This is a genomic window from Mesorhizobium sp. CA8, from assembly GCF_020164955.1.
GTDB lineage: Bacteria > Pseudomonadota > Alphaproteobacteria > Rhizobiales > Rhizobiaceae > Mesorhizobium.
Map to the genome: position 1 here is coordinate 215,520 of NZ_JAIUHG010000003.1, position 24,526 is coordinate 240,045.

Here is a 24,526-nt window from a genome sequence, read left to right on the forward strand (position 1 = left end):
TCTTAGCCCGCCAAGGCGTGGACGATCGCGAAGCCCACGCCGATTGCGAGGCCCGTAGCGAGACTTTCGGCCAAGCGCAGCGCCAAGGCGCCGTAGCGGTCCCGTAAGCGCTCTGGCCGGGTCTTCAGGATTCGAGCAAGATCATCAAGCGCGTGTTCCATGGCTGAATCATAGATCGAAACTGTGAGTCTGTGAATCCCCCATCAATTGGCGTTTTCGCACCAGGTCTTAGCGACTGCCTAGCTGTCCAGCTCCACTGTGGGGCATAGGATGAAGTGATCGGACTCCCTGACCGGCTCGCCGCCATGCCGATGTCCCACGATTGGGCGGCCCAGTTCTGAAATCTTCATCCTCGAAGCTTCTCCGCCTCGCGTTCCAGCGTCCTCCGATCGTTGCCATGCTGCTTGATCAGATCTCGAACCTGTTGGACCGTCAGCCCAACCTTGTTGGCGAAGTGTCGGACCTCGTAATCCTCATCCGCTGATACCCGGTCGCGGTCACGCGGACCGCGCTTGCTCTTGTCGTCTGCCATAGCTGTTCCTCCCGGTGGTCAGAGAGAACAGCAGCGGGCAATGAATGTTCCCCGGCGCTGGGTGCTCCCATCGGATCAGGAACTCCTATAAGGGGCCGGACGGATCACAGCACCGCCCCGTGTCAGACTGGGACGGTATCTAGGCATCAATTTTGCTTCGCCGATCAGAAGGCGGAGACGAAGTGATGACACTTGCGCGTGAGCTGTTCGATGCCGATCTCACCTTCCATTGCCCGGGGTGTGAAAACTGCGGTGGTCCGAAAAGGATCGTGGATCAAGAGCGCCAAGGTCTTCGTCTGCGAGGCCTGCAGCGCGCAAACCCGCCTGACATACGGGCTCAAGCTCGCGATATTTGATGCGCATTTGCGAGGCCGCCGATGATACCCAGGAGCGGCGGGCCATGGTGAAGAAGGCACAACGACTTTCGGTGTTCGAGCTCGACGCGCTGCGAGAGGCTTTCAAACTGTCTATTCGCAAGCAGGGGACTACACCTGTCGACTGGGAGGCGTGCGCCAAGCGCTTCCTTCGGCGAACACTCAGAGCAGAGGCGAGCCGACGCTCTCGTATCAACAATGTCGATACGGCCGATCCCCCCTCAGGGGTGTAGCCGTCTTGGAAGCCGCAGAAGGCCCGTCGCTTTACGCTCAGAGCTGCGATGGGCTTTTCTTTAGGCCGGGCTAAAATTGTTAATGCGGCAGGGTCAAGAGCGGCGCATGATGTCAGCCTGCCCCGCACCGCACACGGGGTAAGGGCCCGGCCTGTCTTGCCTAGTCCCCTAGACTTCCCCCAGGCCGGGCATCTTTATTTTACGGCGTTCTGGCCGCCCGGCCTGCGGAATCCCCCTCGATGTTGCTCCCGAGCTACAGCAAGCCCTCGGCCGCGACTTTGGTTCATTATCTTGACAACTGGTGATAGCACAGGCCAGTTTCATCGCGTTTGAGGTATATCATCCGAACTCAGGGGGAGTTTTATGAAGAAAACCTACGAGAAGCCGGTCTTGAAGAAGCGGGAAAAGCTGAGCGCCGTCACGGCCGTTCCGCCGTCATCGGTTTTGGTCGACTGACTGCGATCATATGGTGAAGTAACAACCCGGTTTCGCCTTTGGAAAGCCTGCCGGCTTCGGTCGGCGGGCCTTTTGTGATTTAGGCCTTGATGCTGGGCGCGGGCGGCTTCGCCGTGCCGTCGATGGAGAGCCGCTCGACCGTAGCGACAATCGCTACCGACAACGCCTCAGCTTCGTCCAGCAATGTAGGGCCATAGTGCCCGTTCACCTGCTCCTCGCTCATCAGCACGCCGGGCGGGCAATGCTCCTCGATCGTCGCCCGGATCAGGCGCAGCGCAGCGCGGCACTCGGTGATGTCCATCGTCTCCATGGCGAACAAACATTCACTTTAGCTAAAATGTTCCCTGCAAGTCTGGAACCGTTTTGAAATCGGCGAGTTTGCACGGGTGAGCGGCTCATTCGTCCCTCCGGGCCGCTCGCCCGTAAGTCCCCCCTATGTAGCCCGCCGCTTGGTCGATTAGCGGCGGGCTTTCTGTTCCGATGTCTGGCGCTTCGGTGCCAAGTGGCTGGTGACTAGCCTCACGGCGCTACGCTTCACGGTGATCCCAAGATACTTGCCGCCGACTGTCACAGTGTCATCATCAACGCGCATAACTTCGCCGGTTAGCTCGATCTTCTGCCCGCTGCTGATATTCGGCGAGGTGTCCACGATCGAATGCGGCTGGTGATATGAAGGGATCAGTACGCTAACCCTGTCCTCTGTGACACGCTTGCGGATGGTTGCCGTGATGGCGACGGTATCGCCGACCTTGATGTTCTCCTTAGCCATGGGATGAGTCTGGGGCGTGCGGCGGCTTAGTCAAGCTGTTGCTAATGTTCGCCGATAGCCCGCCGCTGGTGTGCCCCCACACCTAGCGACGGGCTAAGAGTGGCCGGCGCCTCTCGTTGGGGAGATTGCCTGAGGGTGCGCCGACCTGGCGAACCGTGGTCCGCCGCATATGCAGCTTAGCTAAAACATCTGCGATCGACATGGTGTGATCGCGTAACGCCTTGGCAAGCGCGCCGGGGGCTCTTATTTCGGACTCGGATGGGGCGACCTCGCTGGAGATCGCCATGGGCAATAAATACCCCTTCGTTGAAGACACTCTCGGCAAGAAGCTCCAGGCCGGCACTGGCCTGTCGGTCTATTGCCTCACATGCAGGCGAACTGCTCTGCTCGATGTAGCCGAACTGGTCAAACGGCTCGGCCCGGATCACTCCTGCATGCATTGGGGGCTGGTCGAAGTGATTTACTGCAGCGAATGCCGCGCAGCCGGCCGAGATGACCGGAACTTGCAATTCACCAATCACGCCCTCACGCCGGAGCAGCGCAAGGGCTGGACGCCTTGTCCATAAGCGGCCCGACAGTTCCGCGTTGGGGTGCGTTGGGTTGAACCGCCGGGCCAAGCCGACTCGGGGTTAGCGAGTCGGCCGATGCAGAGGTTACATTAGCAAGACTGCATGAATATCACGGTTGGTTACATTCCACCGGGTTTTCTGTCCCGGATGCCGTGCCGCCGGCGGCCCGGCGCGAAGCGGGGTAGGCTGCGCGAGCCGGGCCTGACCGGCGGAGCTCGGACTAGATACATGGCACGGCACCGGCTGGAACTATTTATAGCTGCAATCACTCAACCTTCCGTCGTGCGAATGGAGGAAGGGACACTGTGGAGCCGAGGTGTAGCTTTTAGCACAGTGGGGCGGCGAATGGCGCGCGCTGGTGGCTGTCTGGCCGCTTCATATGGGGCGGATAAAGTGCATGTACCAGACCTTGAAGGCCTCCATTTTGGGAGACCATCGTTCCAGGCGCGCCATCGCCCTAACGACCATGAAAGCAGCGTCAATCTCGGCGCCAAAATCAGGCGTGAGGTGCTTTAGCCAATCGCGCTCTAGATTGACAACCGTGATGAAGTCCTTTCGGTGACAGATGCTGGCCTTTTAGGATGGTCGACGAGCCCGCTAAAGAGCGGCTGCTTAGCATCCTCCGGCAGCATCCCTTCCGCTGCGCCAGCCAAAGTTATGGCGCACTCAAAGCGACCTGCTTCGAAAGCTTCAATTGCGGCTTCGACTTGCCGAAATGCACCGAATTGCTTCGTGAGTGTTACCGGCTCGGCCGGCGGCGGCAGGAAACTCATTTTGGCGTCACCGCAGGGAAAGGAGCAACACGACCGCCAACGCTCCGCCGATGATAAGGAGCCACATCCAGCCGATTGCTCGGAATAGGTCTTTCACGCCCTGCTTTCCGCCAGCGAGAAACGCCATCCCCGCAACAAAGGCGGCGATCATCAGAATGCCAAGGGTCAGTGCGGGCCACTTGTCGTGGTGCATGACAGTCAGCCCTTCCTCAACCTCACGCCCCGCGCCGCAATCGATCATCCGGCACCGTCCTGGCCGCCGCTCTTGCGCAGCATCACGCCCGCGCCGTGATCATTTGCCTCTATCAGCACGACACCAGCACCTTCAAGCGCCGCCCGAATGGCCGCCATATTGTTGGCAATCGGGATTCTCCGTCCCGCTTCAAAGTCCCGAACAGTCGACAAGCTGACGCCGGCCGCTTCCGCGAGTTGACCTTGTGACCACGCGATAAGGCCGCGACCCGCGCGTGATTGAGCTGGTTGCATTGTGTTCCCTCAAACCTGTTTATAAAATTTTGTGACGTCAACAAAATACGTTGACTTTCACAAAAAGCAATATCACGTTCCAGGGGCGGGGAACAATCAGGTTTCCACAAAACCGATAGGGGGAAATACCGATGCCGAACACTGTTCGGGCGGCTGGCGAAGCTTTGCCATCTGCCAATATGAAACTCAATTCGAACGTCGCTCAATTGCCCGTCGAGCGCGTCACGATCACCGAGGACGACATCGACCGTGCCTATGATGTCGACGCGCTGATCGGCGTGTGTGCACTTGCCATGGAGAAGCTTGAGGAGCACGGGAATGTGCGCGGGGCGGCCGGCGATATTCGCCGAACCTTGAGACTAGTCCAGGGCATGGCGGGTGCTTCGATTAATGCGTTGGAACTAGCAGCAAGGCAGAACAGGCAGGAGACGCTGTCATGACCAATCAAACCTTGACCCGTCGCGCGGCACTCGGCGCACTCGCCTCTCTGCCGGCCATAGCTGGCGCTACAGCGGCTCTCGCTATGCCCGAGGCTGCCGCACCGCATCATCCAGACGCCGAGCTATTCCAGCTCGAACAGGAGCTGGAAACCGTCAAAGTTCGAATGGACAAGCTCGAACGGGCGCAAAGCCGGTTGAGCCGGAAGGCTGAGAAAGCAGCCGGTGCCAAGCCGCTGAACCCGAGGGATTGGGTCACGCCAACCATGCCCAAAGACCTCTGGGACATGCTGATATCGACAAGGGATCGCACGATGTTCGGCGACATGGTGAAGGATGGTTTCGATTGGCGCCCGGCACCCGTGCAAGCGTGGCATGAGGCGGTGGCAAAGGAACGAGCCCAGATCCAAGCCGCATGGGACGAATATTCTGCAAGGTGCGATGAACAGCACCGCTTGCACGACTTTGACGCCAAAGAGGCCGAATACGATGATGCGGTGAGTGAGCACTGGGACATCGGCCAGCGCATCTTCGATATTCCCGCGCACACCTTAGAGGGGATGGCCGTCAAAGTCAGGACAGCAAAGAGCCTTTGCCTTCCTGAGTCGGGCGATGCGCTCGTCTCGATTTCGGCGGACATCGTGCGTCTCGTGCAAGGCGGTGCGGCATGAGGGGGATTGAGAAGACCACCTTTGGCGATCTGGAGCCGCTGATCTGCGATGTAGACGCCGCAGTAGACGTTCTCCAGGATATGATGGAGAGAGATTTCGCCCAAGCCGAACTTGTCCAAATCGACAGGGGCGAAGCCGACCGGCTGTTCTTCGTGATCAGTATGGCGTCCAAGCTGTCAGGCGAATTGAAGCGCGCCTATTACAAGGGGTGGGAAGACCAGAAGGGCGGGGCCGTCGAATGAGCGAGATGGTAGAACCCGTCGTGATCCTTGATACCTTCGTGCAAGGCGTTGGCCGCGTGGAGGAGATCGCGGCCAATTTGTTCCGCGTGTCCTATTACGCCAATCAGCGCGCGTATGACGGTAGCCAGGAACGCGTATGCGTGGCTAAGTTCATCGTCACGGCCGACACGATGGTCGCGATGGCGAACGCCACAGGGGCCAGGGAAGCGGCTCGGCGGCTAATGGGTGAGTCGCACTCGCCGATGAACTGAGCCCATTGCCGGTTCATTCTGAACCACCAACGGCCCGGCGGCTTCGGCTTCCGGGCCCTCTTTGTGTCCGTGGCAGAAAAGTCACGCGGCCTGAATATGCCGTGCTTCAACCATGGCGCGCTTATTATCCATCTAAGCCAGGCGTAGGCTTTTTGCGGACGAGGGGTACGGACTGGAGGCGCTCGCTGCGGCAACGTAGCGGGCGCTTCTGCTTCCGGGCCCATTTCTTGGTTGGTGCTTGCTGAGAGGCCAGATGCATCCGCAAGGCTACCTGAAGCAGAATTGCAAGGGCCAAGATGCGCGGTGGCGGCGGCGACGCGATCATGCGCCACTAACAAATGTTAAGCGACGAATGTTCCGGGAGAAGGTCAACCTTGGTTAATTCGCCGCCTCGCTGCCTCACGGTGGCGGGCTTTTTCACCAGCCCAATGCAGTCTTAATATCTGCCCATTTCGTCACGATGGCGACGATTGCTCCTACAATGCCAATTACAGTCGCCAGCTTCGAGGTGGTTGGCAGGGCTTCAACGCGGCCTTTGAGTTCGCCGAAATCCTTGGCAGACGGCGCGCCCTCCGACTTTCCTTTCAAATAGGCGAGATCGGTAGCGATGCCAGTCAGCTTGGTGTCGATCTTCTCGAACTTATCCTCGAGCGATTTTACACGCGCTTCCATCCCGCCAGATGTACCGTCGCCACCTCCATGTTTCAAGTCGCGCCGACTCTCGGTCCATCTTGGGTGGTCAGATAACCTGGTGACCGCATTAGCTGGGTCGACCGGATCGTTGTTTTCAGCGGCCATATTCTTTGAGCCAGGAAGTGAAGTGGTTAACGTTCATAAGCATAATATTGCCACAGTTCTGGCAAAGTCGCATAAGCGTTGGTGAAATCGACACCGGAGGCTCTTTCGGCTTAGAAAATATAGACAGACCATATGACAGGTATTGATCGCCCTTATAGTACCACTCGTAGTGAGCTGATATATCACTCGAATGGCAGACTGTGCATTCTATTCTGCCGCCGCGAGCTCTGAGAAAATCATTTACGTCCTCAAGTAGCTTTTCCCGTTTGTTCTCCAGCGGCTTTGGCGCGGCCATTAGGTATGATTCCTCTCCCAGCCGGACGTGAACGAGCCGCGTAGCGGGTCGGTAGGGCGCAAGCCCCCCTGCCGACAATGTCGCAGGAATTCGGCTAAATCAATCAGCGTCTGTTCGTGCAAGTTCGCGGACGTATATTCAACCGATATTCGACGCATCGGCCAGAAAGATAGCTAAGTGCTTGAAAAGACTGGTACGCCCAAGGGGAATCGAACCCCTGTTACCGCCGTGAAAGGGCGGTGTCCTAACCGCTAGACGATGGGCGCGCTCAGACGAAGCGGCTTATAATTGCGTTGTTGGCAACCGGCAACCCATTCGCAGCCACATGCGACAACTTTTTTCACAACGCTGTTAAACACTTGGGTTTGACGAAAAAACGCTTGGGCGGACGAAAGGGCAGGCGGGCTCAGCCGTCCTCGCCACCGCCGCTGCGGCGACGGCAGCGCCAGTTCCAGTCTCGCTCGGGGCCGACGTCGATATGGACGGATTCGGTGTGACAATAGGTGCCGACGCCGCCGCGACCGGGCATCGAGCGGACATAGTTCGCCAACTCCCACTTCGACACGCCAGGCACCTGGATGTCGGCGGCGGCGCAGTACATGTGCAACGAGTTCTTGGCGCCGTTGGCGCGGCGGTTGCGCGAGGGGTCGCGGTAGCCGGAGGTGACGACCATCTTGCGGCCGAAATGCCCCTCGATCGTCTTCAGCACCCGCACCAGCGACGGTTTCAGGCAGGCGACGTCGACGCTTTCGTTCTGTTTCAGAAGGCCGTTGGGCGCGAGCCTGGCCATGCCGGCGGCCGACGCCACTTGGTACGAGCCGCCCTCATCCTCGTTGAGGTCGACGTCGCTCTCGTCGTCGATGCCGGACTTGCGCTTGATCTCGAACAGCGCGGTCTGACGCACGCCGGGCAGGGCATCGGCGCCGGTGATGTGATTGGCCGGATTGTCGATCGACGCGAGCTGCACCGGCTTGTCGCCCGATGTCGCCGAGGCCAGCGTCACGATCGGCTTGGCTGGCGGCGGTGTGGTCTTGGCCTGCGCGGCGGACTGCTCGCCCGAACGCGCATTGTTGATCAGGGGAGCGGGTGCTGCCGAAGCCGGCGTGGTGCTGAACAGCGAGGCGAACAGGCTCTTCTTCGGCGCGGCGATCTGCGGCTGCGCGGGCTCGCCCGCGGTTACATAGACGCCGTTGCTCATGGCTTGAGTGGTCGCCTGGGCCTTTGAGGCAATGGCGGCGGCATCGCCGGCGGCGACCTGCTGGGCGACGGTTTGCGTCTGTTCCGCCGTTTGCGCCTGCTGAACCAGCGGTTGCGGCGTGCTGCCGGCAATCGCAGCGGAGTCCGCCGGCACGGCGACGGCCGGGAAGGCGGCTTGCGGCCGCGTCTCCGGCACATAGGCGACCTTCTCGGGCAAAGGCGTATCGCCCTCGCTCATCACGGTCGATGCCGCTTCGGCCGGCGCGGACGCCTGCAGCGACGAATCGGCCGCGGTCGCAGTCTTGGCGCCGGATGTCGCGCTCATTTCAGTGGCGGTTGAATTGTAAGCGGGCGAAACCACCGACATCGTCGGGTCGCCGGTCGAGGTGCAGGAGGCCAGAAGCACGGAGAAAAGCGCTGCCGCGATGCTGCGGCTTTCCCCTCGTGCGAGACGCCAACCTGCTGATTTCAAAATAAATTCCCCCTCGACATCCGGTCGGTTCGTCATCGCCGCGCCACTCCAGCACCGCGCCGCGATAACCCTCCTGTTCCCAACCGGAACGGGATATGTGTCGAATCTGCAAGCCTCGGAATTAATCTGAATCGGAAGGTGATTTGAGGCCGCCGAACGATTGACGCCACCATTTCGCCCTGTTTTGGCGGCCCGTCAACTCACCAGACATTACAGTCCGTTACACACGTACCTTGACATAGGTGCCCGGCGCATCTCCCAAAGTTTTCATACGCTTGCCGGGTTTGCGGGCGGGTACGCGGATGTTGTCCTGGTTCTCGATCCAGTGCTGCCAGTGCGTCCACCAGGAGCCTTGATGCTCGTGCGCGGCGGCAAGCCACGCGTTGAAATCGCCCACCGGCTTGCCGCCGGTCCAGTACTGGTATTTCTTGGCCGCCGGCGGGTTGACCACGCCGGCGATGTGGCCGGAACCTGCCATCACATATTCGACGTCGCCGCCGAAAAACTGCGATCCCCGGAACACCGACAGCGCCGGCGCGATGTGGTCTTCCTTCGTCGCCAGGTTGTAAACCGGGATGGTGATGTCGGCCAGCGAGACGGTGCGGCCGGCAAGTTCCATCGTGCCGCGCGAAAGATTGTTCTCCAGATAGCAGTTGCGCAGGTAGAAGGAATGGTTGGCCGCCGCCATGCGCGTGGAATCGGCATTCCAGTAAAGCAGGTCGAAGGGCAGGGGCTCCTTGCCGCGCATGTAGTTGTTGATGACATAGGGCCAGATCAGGTCGCCCGAGCGCAGCATGTTGAAGGCGGTCGCCATCTTGGTGCCTTCAAGATAGCCCTTCTCACTCATCGCGCGCTCGACGGCGGCAACCTGATCCTCGTCGACGAAGACCTTGAGGTCGCCCGCATAGGTGAAGTCGACCTGAGTGGTGAAGAAGGTAGCCGATTTGATGCGGTCGTCGCCTTCCTGCGCCAACAGCGCCAGCGCGGCAGCCAGGAGCGTGCCGCCGACGCAGTAGCCGATGGCGTTGACCTCTTTTTCCCCAGTGGCCTTCTCCACCATATCCAGGCCGAATTGCAGGCCTTCGCGGATATAGGCCTCCCAGCCCTTGGCGCCGTGGCGCTCGTCGGGATTGATCCAGGAAATGACGAAGACCGTGTGGCCTTGCTCGATCGCCCAGCGGATGAAGGACTTTTGCGGGTTAAGATCGAGGATATAGAACTTGTTGATCCATGGCGGGCAGATCAGCAGCGGCCGCTTCAGCACCGTCTCCGTCATCGGATCATATTGGATGATCTCTGCGACATCGCTGCGGCCGATGACCTTGCCGGGCGTGGTGGCTATGTTCTTGCCGATTTCGAAAGGCGTGTAGTCGGCCTGGCGCAGCTTCAGGTCGCCGCGACCGGCGGCGATGTCCTCGGCCAGCATCTTCATGCCGCGCACCAGGTTTTCGCCGTTCGAGGCGACCGTTTCGCGAAACAGCTCCGGATTGGTCAGGATGAAGTTCGACGGCGCGATCGCGTTCGACACCTGCTTGACGTAGAAGCTCGCCTTATGGCGGGTGTGCTCGTCCAGGCCCTCGGCATGCTCGACGAGCTCGTTCGCCCAGCGCGAGGTGACGAGATAGGCCTGCTTCAAGAAGTCGAAGAAGGCGTTGCGGCCCCATTCCGGATCCTGGAAGCGCTTGTCGCCACGCTCCGGCTGAACCGCATCTTGGGGCGCCTCGGCGTTGGGATTGACCTTCTGGATGGCGTTCGCCCAGACCGTCATGTAGCCGGCAAAGAGCCGCGTCTGCGCTTCGAGCGCGCGCTGCGGGTCGCCCAGCCAGTACTCCGACAGCTTGGAGAAGGTCTTGACCATGTCGACAACCGGTTCGGCGACATGGTCGCGCACCTCGCCCTTCTCGCGCGGTTCGGTCCAGGCGGAAGCCGCCTTGCCGGCCTGCTCGATCATGCGCGCCATGTTCAAGGCGAAACGCTCGGGGTCCTTCACCAGATATTGCTCGATGGCCGAAGGTCCGCCATTTTCCACTTTGTCCGAATCGGGAGCTTTGGACATGGTGCGCGGGGTTCCTCCCGGAGCGTTTTCTTGACATATTACCATGGGACATCTGACCGGGTCCAATTCGCTGTAATCCGGCTGCCAGGAAAACAATATGACGATTAATGTTGGCGGGACCTTTTTTCTCAGGCCGGGTTCGATTTGCCGCTTGGCGATGGTGGCGGGGTTGGTAAGCGCGCTGTTGCCCGCCGGCGGCTGCACCAGTACCAGCCCGAACAATACGGCGCCTACGGCGCTGACTGAAGGCCCGAAGGACACCGGGTCCTACCCCAACCTCAACATCCCGCCGAAGGTGGCCGCCAAGCAGCTCACCAAGGAGGAGACCGCGGCGAACCTCGCCCGGCTCAAGGCCGAGCAGCAGGCGCAGCTTGCCAAGGGCGGCAGCGTCAAGGCGCCGACGAATTCGGCGGCGCTCAAGACGCTTGCCAAGACGCATGGCGATGACACGCTGAAGCAGATCGAGGGCAAATGCGACCCGACCCTCGACCCTAACTGCAATTAGGTCTATATCGCGCGCCATAAGCGCCACCCTTCGATCGTCTGGAACTGAAATGGAAGAATTTCACAAGGTCCGCCGGCTTCCGCCTTACGTGTTCGAGCAGGTCAATCGGCTGAAGGCCAGCGCCCGTTCGCAAGGCGCCGACATCATCGACCTTGGCATGGGTAATCCGGACCTGCCGACGCCGAAGGCCATCGTCGACAAATTATGCGAAGTGGTGCGCGATCCGCGCACGCACCGTTATTCGTCCTCGCGCGGCATTCCGGGCCTACGCCGCGCCCAGGCTGCCTATTATCAGCGCCGCTTCGGCGTGAAGCTCAACCCCGACACGCAAGTCGTGGCTACCCTTGGCTCGAAGGAAGGCTTCGCCAACATGGCGCAAGCGATCACCGCGCCCGGCGACGTGATCCTGTGCCCCAATCCGACCTATCCGATCCATGCCTTCGGCTTCATCATGTCGGGCGGTGTCATCCGCTCGCTGCAGGTCGAGCCCGATGACGGCTTCATCCCGGCGGTGGAGCGGGGCATCCGCCACTCGATTCCGAAGCCGCTGGCGCTGATCCTCAATTATCCATCGAACCCGACGGCGCTGGTCGCCTCGCTCGATTTCTACAAGGACGTGGTCGCCTTCGCGAAGAAGAACGACATCATCATCCTGTCGGATCTCGCCTATTCGGAGATCTATTTCGACGGCAACCCGCCGCCTTCGGTGCTGCAGGTGCCGGGCGCGATGGATGTCTGCGTCGAGTTCACCTCGATGTCGAAAACCTTCTCCATGCCTGGATGGCGCATGGGCTTCGCGGTCGGCAACGAGCGGCTGATTTCGGCGCTGACGCGGGTGAAGTCCTACCTCGACTATGGCGCCTTCACGCCAATCCAGGTGGCGGCGGCGCATGCGCTGAACGGCGACGGCGCCGACATCGAAGAGGTGCGCGAGGTCTACCACAAGCGCCGCGACGTGGTGGTCGATTCCTTCAGCCGCGCCGGCTGGACCATTCCCGCGCCAGCCGCCTCGATGTTCGCCTGGGCGCCCATCCCGGAACAGTTCCGCCATCTCGGCTCGCTCGAATTCTCCAAGCTGCTCATCGAACATGCGGATGTCGCGGTGGCGCCGGGCATCGGCTTCGGAGAGCATGGCGACGACTATGTGCGCGTGGCCCTGGTCGAGAACGAGCACCGCATCCGCCAGGCGGCGCGCAACATCAAGAAATTCCTCGCGACCACCGCCAAGCAGCCCAATAACGTGGTGCCGCTCGCCGCTCATCGCTGAGTTTGCCGGACATTTATTGAATTTTGAGGGGCGTCGCCGGACATGGCTGAAGCGTTGCGTGTTGGAATTGCCGGCCTCGGCACGGTCGGTGCCTCGGTGGCGCGCGTTCTGCGCGACAAGGCGGCCGAGCTCACCCGCCAGTGCGGCCGCGACATCGTCGTGACGGCCATTTCAGCCCGTGACCCGAAGCGCGACCGCGGCATCGATCTGAGCGCCGCGAAATGGTTCGAGGACCCCGTCAAGCTGGCCGAAAAGGCCGATATTGACGTCTTCGTCGAGCTGATCGGCGGCGACGAGGGGCCGGCGCGGCTCTCGGTGAAGGCGGCGCTCGAAGCGGGCCGCCATGTCGTCAGCGCCAACAAGGCGCTGCTCGCCAAGCATGGCGTGGCGCTTGCCGAGATCGCCGAGAAGAAGGGCGTGCTGCTCAATTACGAGGCGGCGGTGGCCGGTGGCATCCCGGTCATCAAGACGATGCGCGAGGCAATGGCCGGCAATGCGGTTACGCGTGTCTTCGGCATCCTCAACGGCACCTGCAACTACATCCTGACCCGCATGGAAGCCGAAGGCATCTCCTTCGACGCCTGCCTGAAGGATGCGCAGCGGCTGGGCTACGCCGAGGCCGATCCGACCTTCGACATCGAAGGCCATGACACGGCGCACAAATTGTCCATTCTGACCAGCCTTGCCTTCGGCACCAGGATCGCCGCCAACGACATCTATATGGAAGGCATCTCCAACATCACCCAGGCCGACATCCGCGCGGCCGGCGATCTCGGCTATCGCATCAAGCTGCTCGGCGTCGCCCAGCGCACCGACAGCGGCATCGAGCAGCGCGTGCACCCGACCATGGTGCCGACGGCGTCGGTGATCGCGCAGGTGCATGGCGTGATCAACGCGGTGGCAATCGAGACCGACATTCTGGGCGAGCTCCTGCTTTCCGGTCCTGGCGCCGGCGGCAACGCCACCGCGTCGGCAGTCATCGGCGACATTGCCGATGTCGCCAAGAGCCGGCCCGGCTTCCAGCATGCCCCGGTGTTCGGCTGGCCGGCGAAGGAACTGAAGCCTTACAAGAAAGCGCAGATGCGCAGCCATGCCGGCGGCTATTTCATCCGGCTGACCGTGCATGACCGCACAGGCGTCTTCGCGGCCATCGCCAAGCGCATGGCCGACAATGACATCTCGCTGGAATCGATCGTTCAACAGGCGGCCGGCGCGGAAACGCAGGCGCAGAAGACGGTGATCCTCGTCACGCACGAGACGACGGAAGCGGCGGTGCGCAGGGCCGTCGAAGGCATCACCAAGGACGGTCATCTGACCGACAAGCCGCAAGTGATCCGCATCGAGCGAGCGGAATAAGCCAAGTCCGGTTCCGCCTTCAATCGATTGATTTCGCTCTCATTTCGAAAAATGACCCGGCAAGTCTTGCCGTTGTCATGGAGCTTTGCCAGAAAAGCGCGCCTCTGGCGGGAGGCGGAGCAATTCCGGCGCTCAAAGGTTGTGGAATTGCTCGAAGCAAACAGACACGAGGAATGCATCCATGAACATCGCCCAGAACATCGCCGCCGGTCTCGACCGGATCCTTACGATGGAAGTCGTGCGTGTGACCGAACGGGCCGCTGTCGCGGCCGCCAGGCTGCGCGGGCGCGGCGATGAGAAGGCCGCCGATCAGGTGGCGGTGGACGCGATGCGCCAGGAGCTCAACCGGCTGGCGATCAAGGGCACGGTTGTGATCGGCGAGGGCAAGCGCGACGAGGCGCCGATGCTCTATATCGGCGAAGCGGTCGGCACCGGCAAAGGCCCCGCCGTCGACATCGCGCTCGATCCGCTCGAGGGCACGACGATCTGCGCCAAGAACCTGCCCAACGCGCTTGCCGTCATCGCGATCGCGGAAAAGGGCAGCCTGCTGTTCGCGCCCGACGTCTATATGGACAAGATCGCCATCAGCCCCGGCTATCCGGAAGACCTCATCGACATCGACGCCTCGCCGGCGGAAAACCTCGCCAATCTGGCCAAGGCCAAGGGCGTTGCCGTCTCCGACGTCACGGCCTGCATCCTTGACCGGCCGCGTCACGCCAGGCTGATCGAGGCCGTGCGCGCCACGGGCGCCGCGATCCGGCTGATCGGCGACGGCGATGTCGCGGGTGTCATCCACACCACCGATCCCGACGAGACAGGCATCGACATCTATCTCGGCACCGGCGGCGCTCCGGAGGGCGTGCTGGCCGCGGCGGCGCTTCGCTGCACCGGCGGGCAGATGCTGGGCCGGCTGATCCTCGACACGCCGGAAAAGGTGGCGCGGGCGCAGAAGATGGGCATTTCCGACCCTAAGCGCATCTATCGCGCCCAGGACATGGCGCGAGGCGACGTGCTGTTCGCTGCGACCGGCGTCACTGACGGCAATTTGCTCGACGGGGTGAAGTTCGGCCGCACCTTCGTCACCACCCACACCATCGTGCTGCGCTCGTCCTCGCGCACGGTGCGCGAGATCAAGGCGCGTCACCAGGATCTGGACAAGTTTTGATTTCGCCTTGCCCGGGCGCTTTTGCCGCAATCCGAGGAAACCTTCCACACCTTTCCCCGGATTGCTCGCCGCCCCGCAATTGCTCCGGCCGTCGCATATTGATATCTGCGCAAGGATGATGTGCAGACGGCGCGTCGCATGACGGGCGAGAAACGGTTCTTCCTCGATGTCAGGCAGTCGGCGACCGGTGTTTCCTGGGAACACCGGCTGACTGAGCGCCAGGATATGGCCGCTTTGGCGATGGCGCAGGGCCATGGCGTGCCCGACATAGTGGCGCGGGTGCTTGCCGGGCGCGGCGTCAGCGTGGAACAGACCGCGCGCTTCCTCGACCCGACCATTCGCGAACTTTTGCCCAACCCAGCGTCGCTGACCGATATGGAGAAAGCGGCGGCAAGGCTGGCCGACGCGATCGTCGCCCACGAAAAAGTGGCGATCTTCGGCGATTACGATGTCGACGGCGCGGCCTCGTCGGCGCTCTTAAAACGCTTTATCACGCATTTTTCCGTACTGTCCGAAATCTATATCCCGGACCGCATCTTCGAAGGCTACGGGCCCAATCCGGAAGCGATGCGGGACTTGATCTCGCGCGGCGCGAAGCTGATCGTCACCGTCGACTGCGGCACCAACAGCGCGACCTCGATCGAGGCGGCCAGAGCAGCCGGCGCCGACGTCGTGGTGCTCGACCATCACCAGGTCGGCGGCCCGCTGCCGGCGGCGGCGGCCGTGGTCAATCCCAATCGCGAGGACGACTTGTCGGGGCAGGGGCATCTGTGCGCCGCCGGCGTCGTCTTCCTGTGCCTGGTGCAGACGGCCAAGGTGCTGCGCGAGAGGCTACCCGACGCCGCGCCGGTCGACCTGCTTTCAATGCTCGATCTGGTGGCCCTGGCGACGGTCTGCGATGTGGTGCCGCTCACCGGCGTCAACCGCGCCTTCGTGGTCAAGGGGCTGCAGGTGTTGCGCCAACAAAAGAATGAGGGGCTGGCGGCGTTGGCGCGGGTCTCGCGCATCGGCGAGCCGATCAACACCTTCCATCTGTCCTTCCTGATCGGCCCTCGCATCAATGCCGGCGGCCGCATCGGCGATGCCGCGCTTGGCAGCCGGCTTTTGGCTACCGACGATCCCGTCGAGGCGGCAAGCATCGCCGAGACGCTGGACCGGTTGAACCAGGAACGGCAGCAGATGGAGCAGGAGATGCTGGCGCAGGCGCGGGCCGAGGCCGATGCGGAGCTTGCCGGCGGCAACGGCCCCGCCGTCATCGTGACGGCCAGCAACAGCTGGCACCCCGGCATCGTCGGGCTGATCGCCTCGCGGCTCAAGGATTATGCGCGCCGGCCGGCCTTTGCCATCGCCTTCAATTCGACCGGCATCGGCACGGGCTCCGGCCGTTCGGTGACCGGCTTCGACCTCGGCCGGCTGGTGCGCGAGGCGGCGACGGCCGGACTGATCGTCAAGGGCGGCGGTCATGCGATGGCCGCCGGCATCACCGTCGAGCGCGCGAAGCTCGGCGAGTTGCGCGCCTTCTTCGAGGAGCGCGCCGCGGCCGACGTGTTCCGGCTGCAGAATGAGGAAAGCCTGGCGATCGACGGCGCCCTGGCCGCCGAGGGCGCCACGATCGCTCTGCTCGACGCGCTAGAGAAAGCCGGGCCGTTCGGGGCCGGGCACATCGCGCCGGTGTTCGTGTTGCCGCGCCACCGGCTGACCGATGCGCGCGCGATCGGCACCAATCACATTCGGGTGGACCTGCAGTCGCAAAGCGGCGGCAACATCCAAGCCATTGCGTTCCGTGCCGTCGACACGGCGCTCGGTGAATTCCTGTTTAAAAACAGGGGCAGGACCGTGCATATCGCCGGTTCGTTGTCGGGCAATTACTGGAACGGCAACCGCACGGTGCAGTTTCGCATCAGCGATGCGGCGCTGGCGTAAGGTGGGCTGATATTCAGGTGATGCCGGCCACCTTGAGAATGGCGGTGGACTGCAATCACACCAGAACGGACTGCAGCCGGGTCAGTTCGCTGATCTGCGCCTTCGTCGCCTGGTAGCCGATGCTGATCGCCTCGTCGGCGCGGTGGAATTCGGTCAGGCCGATATGGCTGAGTTTCGGCTGCAGCGACATATCCGGTGGGTCGCCGGCCAGTCTGGCGCGCGAAATCCGGTCCTGGATGATGTTGAACGCCTCGACCATCACGCCGGTGATGCCAAGGCGGGTATGATGGGCCTGATGTTCCGGCTGGCCGGATCTCGGCGCGTCATTCTCTACGACCAGTTCACCGGCGCTGTGCTTTATCACGGCCGCGCGGCCGAACAGGTCGTAGTGCAGGTTGACGGCGACGACGAGCGGCTGCTCATAGGCGCGGCAGACCGACACAGGCACCGGATTGACCAGCGCGCCGTCGACCAGGATGCGGCCGTTGCAGTTCACCGGTTCGAAAACGCCCGGCAGCGCGTAGGAAGCGCGCATGGCGGTGATCAGCGAGCCATTCGACAGCCAGATCTCATGGCCGGTGCGAATTTCCGAGGTGACGGCGACAAAGGGCTTCGACAAGTTCTCGAAGCGGACGCCGGCCAGATGCTCGCGCAGCCGCGCGTCGAGCTTCATGCCGCCGAACAGACCGCTGCCGCGCAGATTGAGATCAAGAAGGCCGAAGATGCGCCGCTTGGTCAGGCTTCGGGCAAACTCCTCCAGCTCGTCGAGCTTACCGGCAAGATAGCAGCCGCCGACCAGCGCGCCGATCGAGGTGCCGGCAATCATCGATACTTCGATGCCGGCCTCGTCGAGCGCGCGCAGCACGCCGATATGAGCCCAGCCCCTGGCGCAACCGCCGCCGAGCGCCAGCGAAATGCCGATTTTCTTCTGAGACTTCGGGTCAGATGCGCCGCCGGACGATGCCGGGCCATTGGCCTCCCGAACGTCAGGTCTGCTGCGCAATGACGCCCATTCGAGCATCATGATCTCCCTTGTCCCATATCCCTTCTACCAAAAGGATATTTGAGAATAGTGAATCTGAGTGGTTTGTGAATATCGAATGGTTCACACCGGCTTCAGATACGTCTGGTTCGCATCGAACAGCAGCTTGCTGCCATCGCCGGCAAGCACCGCTTTGCCGTCGCTGAGCCCCACCGTCCGATAAAAACAAGAACGCCGTCCGGTGTGGCAGGTTGCGTCGTGGCCCAACACTTTGACGCGCAACCATATCGCGTCTTGGTCACAATCCGTGCGCATCTCGACGACCTGCTGGAAATTGCCCGAGGTCTCGCCCTTCTTCCACAGCGCGTTGCGCGAGCGCGACCAGTAATGGGCAATGCCGGTCTCGAGCGTAAGCGCCAGCGCCTCGGCGTTCATATGCGCGACCATCAACAGCATGCCGTCGCCGGCATCGGTGACGACGACGGTGACGAGGCCTGCGGCATCGAAGCGCGGAGATAGGACGGAGCCTTCCTCCAACGCTTTCTTGTCGGACGGGGCTTTGGGGAATTGCAGTGCCGACATCGCCGGTCGATCTTTCTTTCTAGTGGCAGGCGATGGCCGGCGATCAGCCGCCTGCGCGCACCATGGTGACGAAACGGACCTGCTCCTCGGGCGTATCCTTGAAGACGCCCGTGAAGGTCGAGGTCAGCGTGGTCGAATCCTGCTTGCGGATGCCGCGCATGGCCATGCACATATGCTCGGCCTCGAGCATGACGGCGACGCCGCGCGGGTTGAGCACGTCCTGGATGACGCCGGCGATCTGCGCGGTCATTGCCTCCTGCGTCTGCAGGCGGTGCGCGAAGATGTCGACAACGCGCGCGATCTTCGACAGGCCGACCACCTTGCCGTCCGGCAGATAGCCGACATGCGCCTTGCCGATGATCGGCACCATGTGATGCTCGCAATGCGAATGGAATTTTATGTTCCTGACGATGACGAGATCGTCATAGCCCGCGACTTCCTCGAAGGTGCGGCCAAGCTCGTCGGCCGGGCACATGTCATAGCCGTTGAACATTTCGCGGAAGGCTTTGGTGACGCGCTTGGGCGTGTCGACCAGACCTTCGCGGTCCGGATTGTCGCCGGTCCAGCGCAAAAGCGTGCGCACGGCGGCCTCGACCTCGGCTTCGCTCGGCCGGTCGGTGACGGGCTTTTCCAAATATTCGGACGGGGGCATGATTTTCTTGATGACGGCATCCATAAAGGCGTCTCCCGTAGTCCCACTCAAAGGTGGGACGAGTTGAACGGACCACGACCTTTTGGGTGAAAATCGCCCATTTCCATCCCGCAAGCGGCGTGAACAGATGAGCAAGGACAATGGCTTCCAGTCGCCTTGTCGATGCCCGACTGCCAACATTATATATGGGCACAGCAGAGCGAAAGGAAGACGCGAGAGCGGCAAAGCCTGTTCGCTGGGCGGCGACGGATTGGAAAAATATGATCGACGACGTCTACAATGCGAAAATTCTCGGATTCGCCGGGAATATAGGGCGGATCGGCCGGCTGGACGATGCCGATGCGACCGCCAGGGCGCATTCCAAATTGTGCGGCTCCACCGTCACCGTCGACCTCAAGATGGACGGCGATGTGGTGACCGATTTCGCCCATGACGTGAAGGCCTGCGCGCTCGGCCAGGCCTCGTCCTCGATCATGGCCCAGCATGTGGTCGGCGCCAGCGCTGACGAATTGCGCGCCGTGCGCGAAACCATGCTGAAGATGCTGAAGGAGAATGGCGCGCCGCCGGAAGGCCGCTTCGCCGACCTCAAATATCTGGAACCGGTACGCGACTACAAGGCGCGCCACGCCTCGACCATGCTGACCTTCGATGCGGTGGTCGACGCGATCGGCCAGATCGAGAAGAAGCGCGCCGGAAAGGCGGCTTGAACATAGCGCTTAGGCCGCTCCCCTGGTGACAGCGAACTCGCTTCGGATCCAGTCGGCGAACGCCTTGGCGGGTTCCGGCAGGTCCGTCATGCTCCTGGCCACCAGCCAATAGGCACCGGAAGCGACATCGATTTCGAACGGCTTGATCAAAGTGCCCGACGCGAGCTCCTCGCCGACCTGCAACAGATCGCCGAGCGCCACGCCATGTCCGAGCAGCGCGGCCTGTTTCGAAAGCGAGACATCGGCCAGCATCGGGCCACGTGCAGGCACCGCCTCGGCGGGCACGCCAGCGGCCTGGAACCAGCGCGCCCAACCCTGGCGGTTTTCCTCATGCAGCAGCGTGTAATGGCGAAGGTCGATCGGCTTTTCGAGCGGAGGGCCGGAGGCGAGCAGCGCCGGCGACAGAACCGGTGAATCGACGGTCGAGGCCAAGCGCTCGGCCTCGCTGCGCGGCCATGAGGTGGCGTGCGCGCTGAAGCGCAGGGCAAGCTCGGGCTGATCGCTGCGGAACTCGATCGGCCGTGGATCGACTTCGAGGGACACATCAATGTCGGGCCGCAACTGGCGAAAACGATTGAGCCGAGGCAGCAGCCATATGGCGGCAAGGGATGGTTCGACGCTGACGCGGACAATCGCCTGCGCCGGCGAGGCCGTGAGCTCCGAAAGCACGCGGTCGATGTCGTCGAAGCTTCTGACCAATCGGTCGAGCAGCAGATGTCCCGCATCCGTCAGCTCGACGCGGCGATGGAGGCGCAGAAACAGCGGTCTGCCCAAGAAGGTCTCAAGCTCGCGTATCTGCCGGCTGATCGCGGCCTGCGAGACGTAAAGCTCCTCGGCCGCCCGGCTGAAACTCAAATGCCGGCCGGCCGTCTCGAAGCTCCTGAGCGCTGTCAGCGGCAGCCGGCCACGCTTCATGTCGCATAACCTCAAGTTATTCGACGCGGAAATTATACTCGTTTGAGAGGGAAGGCCAGCGGCAGTCTAATCCGTTTCAAAGGAGACCTGCCATGAACGAGTTCCTGGCCATTTTCAGCGACGTGATACGGATAGCTACCTTCCAATGGCACGGCGAAGTCGTGCGCGGCGAACACCACCATAACTGTCGCGATCTTCCCCATCACCATCGCCCATGGGACGGCAGTCATCCCGTCCGGCACTCCAGACCTTGAGGGCAAAAGCATTGCGTTTCAGCGCCGAAGCCCACATCTATCGCAGTGAAACAGGCTGCGGAGCGATGGGCGACCATTCCGGACATACGCACGGCACCCGGCCGATGCAACACGGGCGCAACTGGACGGGGCCCTGGCGCAAGACACCCGGGCGCGTCCTGGGCACGTCGCTCGTGCGCCTCTATCAACTGACGCTCTCAGGCTTCGTCGGCAACAGCTGCCGGCACCTGCCGACCTGCTCCGAATATGCCCACGAGGCGATTGCCCGCCATGGCCTGTGGGCGGGCGGCTGGATGGGACTGTTCCGGGTGCTGCGCTGCGGGCCGTTCGGAACGCATGGCCTCGACCGCGTGCCGGAGACGCTCGAGGCGCGTTATGTCTGGTTCATGCCCTGGCGCTACTGGCATATCGGCAAAACGCACAGCGAACCCGAAATCTAGTTGCTTCGCCGTCCCGCGCGACGCCGACTTTAACGGTCCGGTAGGGTTAACGCGAAGCTGCACGAACACTGCGAATTTGAGACAAAATCGAGACAAGTCGCCTCGCTAAGCCGCTCCCGTAATCTCATACCGGAGTGACTTCGCCATGCGCCAGATGGACCGCTACCCCTTCATTTTCGCCATCGTCCTTTTCCTTCTGGCCTGGATGCTGGGCTTGCCTGTGCGGGCGCAATCGGCGCCGCTCGGCGACATCCACTGCACGCTGATCCAGGACCAGCAAAGCGGCGCGACACTTTACCAGGATGGCGTCTGCGACCAGCGCGTCAGCCCGGCCTCGACGTTCAAGGTGCCCCTGGCGCTGATCGGCTACGATGCCGGCATCCTGAGCGACCAGCATACGCCGAGCTGGGAGTACAAGCCGGAGTTCAAGGCGGCGAAGCGCGACCAAAAGACCGTCGATCCGACGATCTGGGAACGCGATTCCATCGTCTGGTACTCGCGCGAAATCACGCGGAGGCTCGGCGTAGAGAAGTTCGCCGGCTACCTGTCGAAATTCGGCTATGGCAACAAGGACGTCTCGGGCGATGCCGGCAAGGGCAATGGGCTGACGCAATCCTGGATCAATTCCTCGCTCGAAATATCGCCGGTCGAGCAGACGGCTTTTCTGCGCGAGCTGCTCGCTGGCACGATGCCGGTGTCGGCGAAGGCGCATGAGATGACCAGGGCTATCCTGCCGACCTTCGCGGCAGGGGACTGGACGGTGCAAGGCAAGACAGGCAGCACCAGGCTCGGCCAGGACGGCAAGCGCTCGCTCGGCTGGTTCGTCGGCTGGGCCGGGAAGGACGGCCGTCGCATCGTCTTTGCAAGACTGGTCGTCGATGCCAAGCGTACCGGAGAGCCGAAGGGTCTCGCGACACGGGCGGCGTTCCTGAAGGATTTGCCCGGCCTCACCAAATAGAACGGCCTATCAAATAGATGGCTGGCGGCTTTACGGCGGAGGAAACTCCTCATAAAAGACTGCCGCTGCCGGACGCCTCCGGCTGACCCTCTGCATGCCGCAACGCATCCTGCGGCATCGCATTTCACCACCCGCGCTCGTTTGCGGGACTGGATAGGAGAACCCGGTGCCGAATTCCGTTTCCCTGACATTTCCCGATGGTTCCGTCCGCGAGTACGACGCGACGCTGACCGGCGCGAGCCTTGCCGAATCGATTTCCAAGTCGCTGGCGAAGAAGGCCGTGGCCTACAGCCTCGACGGCACCTTGCGCGATCTTTCCGATCCGCTCGGCACGTCCGGCAAGGTCGAGATCATCACCCGCGAGGATCCGCGTGCGCTGGAACTCATCCGGCACGATGCGGCGCATGTGCTGGCCGAGGCTGTGCAGGAGCTGTGGCCGGGAACGCAGGTGACGATCGGGCCGGTTATCGAGAACGGATTCTACTACGACTTTGCCAGGAACGAGCCGTTCACGCCGGACGACTTTCCGGTGATCGAAAAGAAGATGCGCGAGATCATTGCGCGCAACAAGCCGTTCACCAAGGAAGTGTGGTCGCGCGAGAAGGCGAAGAAGGTCTTCGCCGAGAAGGGAGAGCGCTACAAGCTCGAGCTGATCGACGCCATTCCGGAAGACCAGGACCTCAAGATCTACGCACAGGGCGACTGGTTCGACCTATGCCGCGGTCCGCACATGGCCTCGACCGGGCAAATCGGCAATGCCTTCAAGCTGATGAAGGTGGCGGGCGCCTACTGGCGCGGTGATTCGAACAACCCGATGCTGACGCGCATCTACGGCACGGCGTTTGCCGACCAGGCGCAGCTCGATGCCTATCAGACGCTGCTGGAAGAGGCCGAGAAGCGCGATCACCGCAAGCTCGGGCGCGAGATGGACCTGTTCCATTTCCAGGAAGAGGGACCGGGCGTCGTCTTCTGGCACGCCAAGGGCTGGAAGATGGTGCAGAACCTGATCAACTACATGCGCCGCCGCCTCGACGAGCACGGCTATCAGGAAGTCAACGCGCCGCAGGTGCTGGACAAGAGCCTGTGGGAGACGTCGGGACACTGGGGCTGGTACCGCGACGCGATGTTCAAGGTCACCGTCGCCGGCGACGACACCGACGACGACCGCGTCTTCGCGCTGAAGCCTATGAACTGTCCCGGCCATGTGCAGATCTTCAAGCATGGGTTGAAGTCATACCGCGAACTGCCTGTCAGGCTTGCGGAGTTCGGCAATGTGCATCGCTACGAACCGTCGGGCGCGCTGCACGGACTGATGCGCGTGCGCGGCTTCACGCAGGACGATGCGCATATCTTCTGCACCGAGGAGCAGCTCGCGGCCGAATGCCTGCGCATCAACGATTTGATCCTGTCCACCTATGCCGATTTCGGCTTCGACGAGATAAGCGTGAAGCTGTCGACGCGGCCGGACAAGCGCGTCGGCACCGACGAGGCCTGGGACCATGCCGAGGCGATCATGAGCAATGTGCTGGAGACGATCCGCACGCGCTCCGGCAACCGCATCAAGACCTCGATCAATCCGGGCGAGGGCGCCTTCTACGGCCCCAAATTCGAATATGTGCTGAAAGACGCCATCGGCCGCGAATGGCAGTGCGGCACCACGCAGGTCGACTTCAACCTGCCCGAGCGCTTCGGCGCCTTCTATATCGGCTCGGATTCGGAGAAGAAGCAGCCGGTGATGGTGCATCGCGCGGTGTGCGGCTCGATGGAGCGGTTCCTCGGCATCCTGATCGAGAACTATTCCGGCCATTTCCCGCTGTGGTTCGCGCCGTTGCAGGTGGTGGTGGCGACGATCACCTCCGATGCCGACGAATACGCAATGAAGGTCGTCGAGAGGCTGAAGGCCGCGGGGCTGCTGGCTGAAGCCGACCTGCGCAACGAGAAAATCAACTACAAGGTGCGCGAGCACTCCCTGGCCAAGGTGCCGGTCATCCTCGTCTGCGGCAAGCGCGAGGCCGAGGAGGAAACCGTCAATGTCCGCCGGCTGGGTTCGCGCGACCAGGAATCGCTGAAGCTCGAGGATGCCGTGAAGTCCCTCACCGACGAGGCGGTCTCGCCCGACCGCAAGCGTCGCGCCGCCTGACATACCCGCACGTCTTGAAATGGCGGTGGCGTGTCCACCGCCATTTTCATATGCCTGTCACGCCAGCCC

At 62.1% G+C, this 24,526-nt stretch carries 30 protein-coding genes and 1 tRNA gene; 17 read left to right on the forward strand and 14 right to left on the reverse strand.

The genetic code is table 11. The annotated features are described in order from the left end of the window. Positions 1-2: 2 nt before the first annotated feature. Together LB553_RS05455 and LB553_RS05460 are read right to left on the reverse strand one after the other, a co-directional pair. Entirely contained in the window at positions 3-161 is a 159-nt protein-coding gene (locus LB553_RS05455; protein ID WP_224511359.1) for a hypothetical protein, read from the reverse strand. Between the two features lie 185 nt (positions 162-346). Continuing rightward, the gene (locus LB553_RS05460) at positions 347-532 is read right to left on the reverse strand and encodes a DUF3606 domain-containing protein (RefSeq protein ID WP_224511360.1); all 186 of its coding nucleotides are present in this window, start codon (positions 530-532) and stop codon (positions 347-349) included. A 400-nt stretch (positions 533-932) separates the two neighbouring features. Here LB553_RS05460 and LB553_RS05465 point away from each other — a divergent pair, with 400 nt between their 5' ends. Both LB553_RS05465 and LB553_RS05470 read left to right on the forward strand, forming a co-directional pair. Continuing rightward, a complete protein-coding gene (locus LB553_RS05465; RefSeq protein WP_224511361.1) occupies positions 933-1,139 on the forward strand; it encodes a hypothetical protein in 207 nt (68 codons plus the stop codon). 363 nt (positions 1,140-1,502) lie between these two features. Beyond that, the gene (locus LB553_RS05470) at positions 1,503-1,595 is read left to right on the forward strand and encodes a putative RiPP precursor (protein ID WP_224511362.1); all 93 of its coding nucleotides are present in this window, start codon (positions 1,503-1,505) and stop codon (positions 1,593-1,595) included. A gap of 79 nt (positions 1,596-1,674) precedes the next feature. On the opposite strand, the gene LB553_RS05475 is transcribed toward LB553_RS05470, so the two are convergent. Beyond that, positions 1,675-1,896, reverse strand: a complete 222-nt coding sequence (locus LB553_RS05475; protein ID WP_224511363.1) for a hypothetical protein — start codon at positions 1,894-1,896, stop codon at positions 1,675-1,677. A gap of 156 nt (positions 1,897-2,052) precedes the next feature. Further along, on the reverse strand, positions 2,053-2,364 hold the full coding sequence (locus LB553_RS05480) for a hypothetical protein (RefSeq protein ID WP_224511364.1): 312 nt from the start codon (positions 2,362-2,364) through the stop codon (positions 2,053-2,055). Positions 2,365-2,648: 284 nt separating this feature from the next. Between LB553_RS05480 and LB553_RS05485 the strand changes: the two genes are divergently transcribed. Further along, on the forward strand, positions 2,649-2,930 hold the full coding sequence (locus LB553_RS05485) for a hypothetical protein (protein ID WP_224511365.1): 282 nt from the start codon (positions 2,649-2,651) through the stop codon (positions 2,928-2,930). A 783-nt stretch (positions 2,931-3,713) separates the two neighbouring features. Here the strand turns inward: LB553_RS05485 and LB553_RS05490 are convergent. Then, positions 3,714-3,947, reverse strand: a complete 234-nt coding sequence (locus LB553_RS05490; protein ID WP_224511366.1) for a hypothetical protein — start codon at positions 3,945-3,947, stop codon at positions 3,714-3,716. Further along, the gene (locus LB553_RS05495) at positions 3,944-4,192 is read right to left on the reverse strand and encodes a helix-turn-helix domain-containing protein (protein WP_224511367.1); all 249 of its coding nucleotides are present in this window, start codon (positions 4,190-4,192) and stop codon (positions 3,944-3,946) included. The genes LB553_RS05490 and LB553_RS05495 overlap by 4 nt, the downstream gene beginning before the upstream one ends. A 131-nt stretch (positions 4,193-4,323) precedes the next feature. On the opposite strand from LB553_RS05495, the gene LB553_RS05500 reads away from it, so the two are divergent. The 4 genes from LB553_RS05500 to LB553_RS05515 are packed head-to-tail and all read left to right on the forward strand — an operon-like array spanning position 4,324 to position 5,793. Further along, the gene (locus tag LB553_RS05500; protein WP_224511368.1) at positions 4,324-4,632 is read left to right on the forward strand and encodes a hypothetical protein; all 309 of its coding nucleotides are present in this window, start codon (positions 4,324-4,326) and stop codon (positions 4,630-4,632) included. Continuing rightward, on the forward strand, positions 4,629-5,300 hold the full coding sequence (locus LB553_RS05505) for a hypothetical protein (protein ID WP_224511370.1): 672 nt from the start codon (positions 4,629-4,631) through the stop codon (positions 5,298-5,300). The genes LB553_RS05500 and LB553_RS05505 overlap by 4 nt, the downstream gene beginning before the upstream one ends. Next, entirely contained in the window at positions 5,297-5,542 is a 246-nt protein-coding gene (locus tag LB553_RS05510; RefSeq protein WP_224511372.1) for a hypothetical protein, read from the forward strand. The genes LB553_RS05505 and LB553_RS05510 overlap by 4 nt, the downstream gene beginning before the upstream one ends. Continuing rightward, positions 5,539-5,793, forward strand: coding sequence for a hypothetical protein (locus LB553_RS05515; RefSeq protein ID WP_224511373.1), 255 nt, complete (start codon positions 5,539-5,541; stop codon positions 5,791-5,793). The genes LB553_RS05510 and LB553_RS05515 overlap by 4 nt, the downstream gene beginning before the upstream one ends. Before the next feature lie 417 nt (positions 5,794-6,210). On the opposite strand, the gene LB553_RS05520 is transcribed toward LB553_RS05515, so the two are convergent. From LB553_RS05520 to LB553_RS05535, 4 genes are all read right to left on the reverse strand, one after another. Next, complete coding sequence (locus tag LB553_RS05520; RefSeq protein WP_224511375.1) at positions 6,211-6,591, reverse strand: hypothetical protein; 381 nt, start codon at positions 6,589-6,591, stop codon at positions 6,211-6,213. 486 nt (positions 6,592-7,077) lie between these two features. After that, positions 7,078-7,152, reverse strand: a tRNA-Glu gene (locus LB553_RS05525). A gap of 140 nt (positions 7,153-7,292) precedes the next feature. After that, positions 7,293-8,450, reverse strand: coding sequence for a YcbK family protein (locus tag LB553_RS05530; RefSeq protein WP_224511481.1), 1,158 nt, complete (start codon positions 8,448-8,450; stop codon positions 7,293-7,295). A 325-nt stretch (positions 8,451-8,775) separates the two neighbouring features. Further along, entirely contained in the window at positions 8,776-10,611 is a 1,836-nt protein-coding gene (locus tag LB553_RS05535; RefSeq protein ID WP_224511378.1) for a PHA/PHB synthase family protein, read from the reverse strand. 97 nt (positions 10,612-10,708) lie between these two features. Here LB553_RS05535 and LB553_RS05540 point away from each other — a divergent pair, with 97 nt between their 5' ends. The 5 genes from LB553_RS05540 to recJ all read left to right on the forward strand — a co-directional run bounded on the left by LB553_RS05540 (position 10,709) and on the right by recJ (position 16,827). Beyond that, complete coding sequence (locus LB553_RS05540; RefSeq protein WP_224511381.1) at positions 10,709-11,116, forward strand: hypothetical protein; 408 nt, start codon at positions 10,709-10,711, stop codon at positions 11,114-11,116. 49 nt (positions 11,117-11,165) lie between these two features. Further along, the gene (locus LB553_RS05545) at positions 11,166-12,383 is read left to right on the forward strand and encodes an LL-diaminopimelate aminotransferase (protein WP_224511383.1); all 1,218 of its coding nucleotides are present in this window, start codon (positions 11,166-11,168) and stop codon (positions 12,381-12,383) included. A gap of 42 nt (positions 12,384-12,425) precedes the next feature. After that, complete coding sequence (locus LB553_RS05550) at positions 12,426-13,739, forward strand: homoserine dehydrogenase (protein WP_224511385.1); 1,314 nt, start codon at positions 12,426-12,428, stop codon at positions 13,737-13,739. Positions 13,740-13,920: 181 nt separating this feature from the next. After that, positions 13,921-14,904, forward strand: coding sequence for a class II fructose-bisphosphatase (gene glpX, locus LB553_RS05555; RefSeq protein ID WP_224511387.1), 984 nt, complete (start codon positions 13,921-13,923; stop codon positions 14,902-14,904). A 138-nt stretch (positions 14,905-15,042) separates the two neighbouring features. Beyond that, positions 15,043-16,827 (forward strand): single-stranded-DNA-specific exonuclease RecJ, encoded by a 1,785-nt coding sequence (gene recJ / locus LB553_RS05560; protein ID WP_224511389.1) that lies wholly within the window; start codon positions 15,043-15,045, stop codon positions 16,825-16,827. A gap of 55 nt (positions 16,828-16,882) precedes the next feature. On the opposite strand, the gene LB553_RS05565 is transcribed toward recJ, so the two are convergent. From LB553_RS05565 to folE, 3 genes are all read right to left on the reverse strand, one after another. Next, positions 16,883-17,848: a patatin family protein gene (locus LB553_RS05565; RefSeq protein ID WP_224511391.1), complete on the reverse strand. Its 966-nt coding sequence runs from the start codon at positions 17,846-17,848 to the stop codon at positions 16,883-16,885. A gap of 84 nt (positions 17,849-17,932) precedes the next feature. Beyond that, on the reverse strand, positions 17,933-18,391 hold the full coding sequence (hisI, locus tag LB553_RS05570) for a phosphoribosyl-AMP cyclohydrolase (RefSeq protein WP_224511393.1): 459 nt from the start codon (positions 18,389-18,391) through the stop codon (positions 17,933-17,935). Between the two features lie 43 nt (positions 18,392-18,434). Beyond that, positions 18,435-19,067 (reverse strand): GTP cyclohydrolase I FolE, encoded by a 633-nt coding sequence (folE, locus tag LB553_RS05575; RefSeq protein ID WP_224511395.1) that lies wholly within the window; start codon positions 19,065-19,067, stop codon positions 18,435-18,437. Positions 19,068-19,303: 236 nt separating this feature from the next. Here folE and LB553_RS05580 point away from each other — a divergent pair, with 236 nt between their 5' ends. Then, a complete protein-coding gene (locus LB553_RS05580) occupies positions 19,304-19,750 on the forward strand; it encodes an iron-sulfur cluster assembly scaffold protein (RefSeq protein ID WP_224511397.1) in 447 nt (148 codons plus the stop codon). 9 nt (positions 19,751-19,759) lie between these two features. On the opposite strand, the gene LB553_RS05585 is transcribed toward LB553_RS05580, so the two are convergent. Continuing rightward, on the reverse strand, positions 19,760-20,665 hold the full coding sequence (locus tag LB553_RS05585; protein ID WP_224511399.1) for a LysR substrate-binding domain-containing protein: 906 nt from the start codon (positions 20,663-20,665) through the stop codon (positions 19,760-19,762). 92 nt (positions 20,666-20,757) lie between these two features. Between LB553_RS05585 and LB553_RS05590 the strand changes: the two genes are divergently transcribed. From LB553_RS05590 to thrS, 4 genes are all read left to right on the forward strand, one after another. Further along, entirely contained in the window at positions 20,758-20,919 is a 162-nt protein-coding gene (locus tag LB553_RS05590; RefSeq protein ID WP_224511401.1) for a hypothetical protein, read from the forward strand. 65 nt (positions 20,920-20,984) lie between these two features. Continuing rightward, a complete protein-coding gene (yidD, locus tag LB553_RS05595) occupies positions 20,985-21,359 on the forward strand; it encodes a membrane protein insertion efficiency factor YidD (RefSeq protein WP_224511482.1) in 375 nt (124 codons plus the stop codon). 145 nt (positions 21,360-21,504) lie between these two features. Next, the gene (gene blaOXA / locus LB553_RS05600; RefSeq protein WP_224511402.1) at positions 21,505-22,317 is read left to right on the forward strand and encodes a class D beta-lactamase; all 813 of its coding nucleotides are present in this window, start codon (positions 21,505-21,507) and stop codon (positions 22,315-22,317) included. Positions 22,318-22,483: 166 nt separating this feature from the next. Continuing rightward, positions 22,484-24,457: a threonine--tRNA ligase gene (gene thrS / locus LB553_RS05605; protein ID WP_224511404.1), complete on the forward strand. Its 1,974-nt coding sequence runs from the start codon at positions 22,484-22,486 to the stop codon at positions 24,455-24,457. The last annotated feature ends 69 nt before the right edge of the window (positions 24,458-24,526 follow it).